The 1,771-nt window shown below is 56.9% G+C and carries 2 protein-coding genes; one reads left to right on the forward strand and one right to left on the reverse strand.

Features of this window, described 5'->3' with window-relative positions; all coding sequences use genetic code 11:
• Positions 1 to 888: AEC family transporter (locus tag UN63_RS16815; RefSeq protein ID WP_104488636.1), on the forward strand; the 888-nt coding region annotated here is incomplete at its 5' end.
• 4 nt (positions 889 to 892) lie between these two features.
• Here the strand turns inward: UN63_RS16815 and UN63_RS16820 are convergent.
• Entirely contained in the window at positions 893 to 1,591 is a 699-nt protein-coding gene (locus tag UN63_RS16820; protein ID WP_104488637.1) for a phosphatase PAP2 family protein, read from the reverse strand.
• Positions 1,592 to 1,771: the final 180 nt, after the last annotated feature.

Here is a 1,771-nt window from a genome sequence, read left to right on the forward strand (position 1 = left end):
CTGGGTATTGGTCTGCGCCGAAGCCAGATGATGAATGAAGGCTTTATCGACGGGGCCAGCAAGCTGGTATTCAATATCGCCCTGCCGATGCTGCTGTTTACCAGCATAGCGCAAACCGACTTCAGCCAGATGGCCAGCCCCTCCCTCATTCTTTATGGCATAGCGGCAACCCTGGTGGCCTTTGTATTGCTGGAATGGCTGGCCATTCGCATGACCGCCGACAAACGTGTGCGCGGCATTCTGGTGCAGGGCGCCTTTCGCGCCAATATGGGCATTGTCGGCCTTGCCTACGTCAATAATGCCTACGGCAGCCAGGGAGTGGCCGCCGCCGCCATGTACGTAGCCTGCCTGACCATACTGTTCAATATTCTGGCCGTGAGCACGCTGAATCGCAGCCTGAACCAGGGTGAAAGTCTGCCGGTGGGGAAGGTACTCAAGGGTATCGTCAAAAACCCGCTGATTATCGGTATTGTCGCGGCCCTGCCCTTTGCCGCCAACGACTGGACTGTGCCGGAGACGCTGATGAAAACCGGCCAGTATCTGGCACAGATGACGCTGCCTCTGGCACTGCTCTGCACCGGTGCCAGTCTGAGCCTGAAGAGCGGCAAGGAAGAGAACGGACTGCTTCCAACCGTTGCCCTGCTGCGATTACTGGCCATCCCCGCATTTATTACCCTGGGTGGCTATCTGGTCGGCTTTCGTGATTTTGAGCTGGCCATTCTGTTTCTGATCAACGCCTCACCCACCGCCGCCGCCAGCTACGTCATGGTCCGCGCCATGGGCGGCAATGCGGTGCTGGCCGCCAATATCATCGCCGTCACCACCCTGGGCTCATTACTCAGTACCAGCCTCGGCGCCGCCCTGTTAAAGGGGCTGGGCTGGTTCTGAGCGGTCAGCCTCGGCTGAAGCGGGGCAGATGCCGGTTTAACCAGGCCAACAGTGCATCGAACACCCCGGTGTGCATCAACCAGGCCATGCCAAAGCACGCCACCGAGAACGCGCCCACATAAATGTCACTCCACCAGTGTGCACCACCCATCACCCGGGGCGCGGAGAAAGCCACCACAAACAAGCAACCCCAGAGCCCCGCTTTCCAGGACAGAAAACGCCAGACAAAGGCAGTAAAGATCATCAGCATAAGGCCGTGATCACCGGGAAAGCTGTCACCGGAGGAGTCCTTGGTCTTGAAGCCTGCCAGCTCGGTCAGACGGAAAACATTCTCGAAGGTCAGGGTCGGGCTCGGTCTTTCCACCGGAATGGCTCGCCCCAGCTGATTCAGCCCGACCGCCGTCAGCAGCATCATCAGGCCTATGATAAGCAGTTGGCGCTTTTGTTCCGCACTGGCTCCCCGGTAATGGCTGTAATACACCAGGCCCATCGCCAGCAGGGCCACACCGTCGAAGGCCCGGTTGTTGGCGAGGGCAACAACCGTTACCCAAGCGTCACTTGTGCCGATCTTGTCGTTAAAATAATAAAATATGGCTTTATCGATATCGAACCAGAAGCCATGATTCGGTAGCCAGAACCAGCTACCCAGCACGGCTACCGCGGCCAGATTCCAAAACACCAGTTTATTGCATTGAATTGGCATAAGAGCCCCCTTGTAATAAGGCGAGCATTGTACGGAATTTCACTGATACTTTGCAGCCTATCAAGAGCCGAAACGTCGCTGGGATTCACTGAATAAAGCGAGAGAGGTAAAAACGAAAAAGCCCTGCTCATATGAGCAGGGCTTTTATGTCATGGCGGGGTGGCAAACGCACCGCGTTTC

The organism is Oceanisphaera arctica (assembly GCF_002936955.1).
Classification (GTDB): Bacteria; Pseudomonadota; Gammaproteobacteria; order Enterobacterales; family Aeromonadaceae; genus Oceanimonas; species Oceanimonas arctica.

Coding starts and splice junctions, on each gene's coding strand:
- UN63_RS16820 (WP_104488637.1), bottom strand. CDS start 1,591: ATGCCAATTCAATGCAATAAACTGGTGTTTTGGAATCTGGCCGCGGTA.